The 2757-nt window shown below is 64.1% G+C and carries 2 protein-coding genes; both read right to left on the minus strand.

Annotated elements, in window-relative coordinates; translation table 11 throughout:
• Window positions 1–265: 265 nt before the first annotated feature.
• Window positions 266–1009 carry an IS21-like element helper ATPase IstB gene (gene istB, locus CWO91_RS41960; RefSeq protein ID WP_091878737.1) on the minus strand — a complete coding sequence of 248 codons (744 nt, stop codon included), beginning with the start codon at window positions 1007–1009 and terminating at the stop codon, window positions 266–268.
• Between the two features lie 15 nt (window positions 1010–1024).
• A complete protein-coding gene (istA, locus tag CWO91_RS41965; protein WP_091878735.1) occupies window positions 1025–2563 on the minus strand; it encodes an IS21 family transposase in 1539 nt (512 codons plus the stop codon).
• Between the last annotated feature and the right edge of the window lie 194 nt (window positions 2564–2757).

The following is a 2757-nucleotide window of genomic DNA, read 5'->3' on the forward strand; positions in this document are numbered from 1 at the left end:
GCGCATTCCAGGGATGGTGATCAGGTGTTCCAGGCGATGGTGATCACGGATTCCAGCGATCGTGATCAGGTGCGGAGGCGAACACGACTGACGGGTTTATGTGTGCTGGAAATGGTCTCCTGGTCAAGGCTGGCGGGTTGGTTCGGAGATCGTTCCGGCGGTCCATGGGAGGGCCCCGTGCGCGGCGCGGAGTGCCCCCACGAGCGACGTAGCGACGCGCGCGGGAGGGGCCTGTGGGCCGGCGGGGCGATCGTGCGCGAGGTGCTCACGGTTTTTTCTTTTCGCCAGCCTGACGCCGTAGACTGTCGCCTTTGAGCTCGAGGCGGTGCGCATTGTGAATGATGCGGTCCAATATCGCATCGCCAAGGGTGGGATCGGCAATGACGTCGTGCCATTGCGACACGGGGACCTGACTTGTGATCAACAAGGATCCCTTGTCGTAGCGATCATCGACAATCTCGAGCAGATCGCGGCGCTGGTCGGCGGTGAGCGGTTCGGGTCCCCAGTCGTCGAGGATGAGGAGATTGACGCGTTCCAGGGCGGCGATCAGGCGCGCCAGACGGCCTTCGCCGCGCGCCTGGGCGAGATCGGCGAACAGGCGGGATGTTCGCTTGTAAAGGACGGAGAAGCCGTCGCGGCAGGCCTTGTTGCCGAGCGCACAGGCAAGCCAGGACTTGCCGGTGCCGGTTGGGCCGACGATGACCAGGTGGTTGGCCTCACGGATCCATTGGCAGGTGGCGAGGGTTTGGAAGAGCGAACGGTCAAGGCCGCGAGCGGTGCGATAGTCGACGTTCTCGATGGCGGCGACTTGACGGAGCTTGGCACTGGTCAAGCGGCGCGTGAGGCGGCGGTTGTCGCGGGCGGTGACCTCGCGATCGACGAGGAGGCCGAGCCAATCGGCGTGCGGCATCCCGGCCGCCTCGGGGTTGTTCTGCAGTTCAGTGAGGGTATCGGCCATGGCGGCGAGGCCGAGGGCGCGCAAGCGATCGACGGTGGGATGAATAAGCATGCTGATCTCTCCTGATCAATTGTAGTAACTGCGGCCACGGATGTTGGCGTGGAAGAGGATGGGCGCCTCCTCGGCGGGAGGCGCGGTTCTGTCGGTGCCGTTCTTGAGGATGGCGGCGACCGATTTGTACGAACGGGCGTTGAGCAGGAGGGCCCGGGCGCAGGCGGCGTCGACGCGTTCCTGGCCGTAGCGCTTGACCAGCCCGAGAATGCCGATCGCGGAGCGGAAGCCCTGTTCCGGATGCGGCCGCGACCGCAGGATGACGTCGATCAGGGTGTCGGCGTCGGGGCCGACCTTGGCGGCTTCGGAACGAATACGCTCATGGGTCCAGTCACGATAGCGGCGATGTGAGCTCGGCATATGCTCGGAAATCGTGGTCGGGCGATGCGGCAAGGTGCTGCGCAGATGCGAGGCCACGCGCTTGCCACGGAGGAAGATCTCGACGGTCTTTTGGGTGATGCGAGCCTCGACCTCCTGATGTACGAGGCTGTGAGGGACGCTGTAGTAATGCTTGGCGATCTCGATGTGATAATCGAGGTTGACCCGGCAGCGCTTCCACTCGGCATACTCGTACGGTTCATCCAGCAAGGGGGTGAGCGCCGGATGATCAAGCTCTTCGAACAGGTCACGCCGACTTCGCCCCCAGCTCCGGAGAGGTCGATCGTTCAGTTCGACAAGGAGGCTGTGGATCGCCTCGTTGAGGGCGGCGAGCGAGAAGAAGCGGCGGTTGCGCAAACGCGCCAGAATCCATCGCCCGACGATTTGGACCCCGACCTCGACCTTGGCTTTGTCGCGCGGCCGATACGGCCGCGCCGGGACGATGGCGGTGCGGTAATGGCGGGCGAGATCGGCATAGGTCCGGTTGACCATCGGCTCGTGAAAGCAGGCCCGGGTGATGCCAGCCTTCAGATTATCGCTCACCGTCTGCCGGGCCACACCGCCGAAAAAGGCAAAGGCCCGAACGTGCGAGGCGATCCAGTCCGGCAGGCTCTGGGTGAGGCTGGCCTCGGCGTAGGTGTAGTTCGAGGCGCCGAGCACGGCGACGAAGATCTGCGCGCTGCGCACCTCACCGGTGAGCCCGTCAACCACCTCCATGGTGTGGCCGGAATAGTCGACGAACAGCTTCTCGCCGGCGACATGAACCTGGCGAAGGGTTGGCTTGAGACGGCCGGCCCATTCCCTGTAGCGTTCGCAGAACCACGCATAGCTGAAGCTGTCGGAGTTTGCGTCGCAATACTCCTCCCACAACAGCATCAGCGTGACGTTCGGGCGCCGCAGCTCGCGATGCACGAGCGCCCAGTCCGGATGCGGACGCTCGTCGCTGGGCCGATCGGAAGGCGGCGGAAACAGGCGGTTCTCGAGCTGGACGTCGTCATCCAGCTCCGTTGGCAACGGCCAGGTCAGGCCGGCGCGGCGGGCTCGGTTCACGTACTTGCTGACCGTGCCCTGGGCCAGACCGAGGCTGCGGGCAACGGCGCGTTGCGACATGCCGACGCTGTAGTGCAGGCGTAGAACTTCGCGAATGTGGCGCATGGACAGTCTCTCTGTCGGCATCTCGATCCTCTGCTGTTGGGCAAAAGACCGAGCTACCCCGGTTGCAGACTGTCAGCGGTGGATGCCTCCTGGTTGTCCCCGATCATGATCGCTGGAAATAGCGATCACGATCGGCTGGAAACGGTGATCACGATGCTCTGGAATGGGTGATCACGATGGCCTGGAATCGGTGATCACGATCGGCTGGAACGCGC

The organism is Bradyrhizobium genosp. SA-3 (assembly GCF_004212635.1).
GTDB lineage: Bacteria > Pseudomonadota > Alphaproteobacteria > Rhizobiales > Xanthobacteraceae > Bradyrhizobium.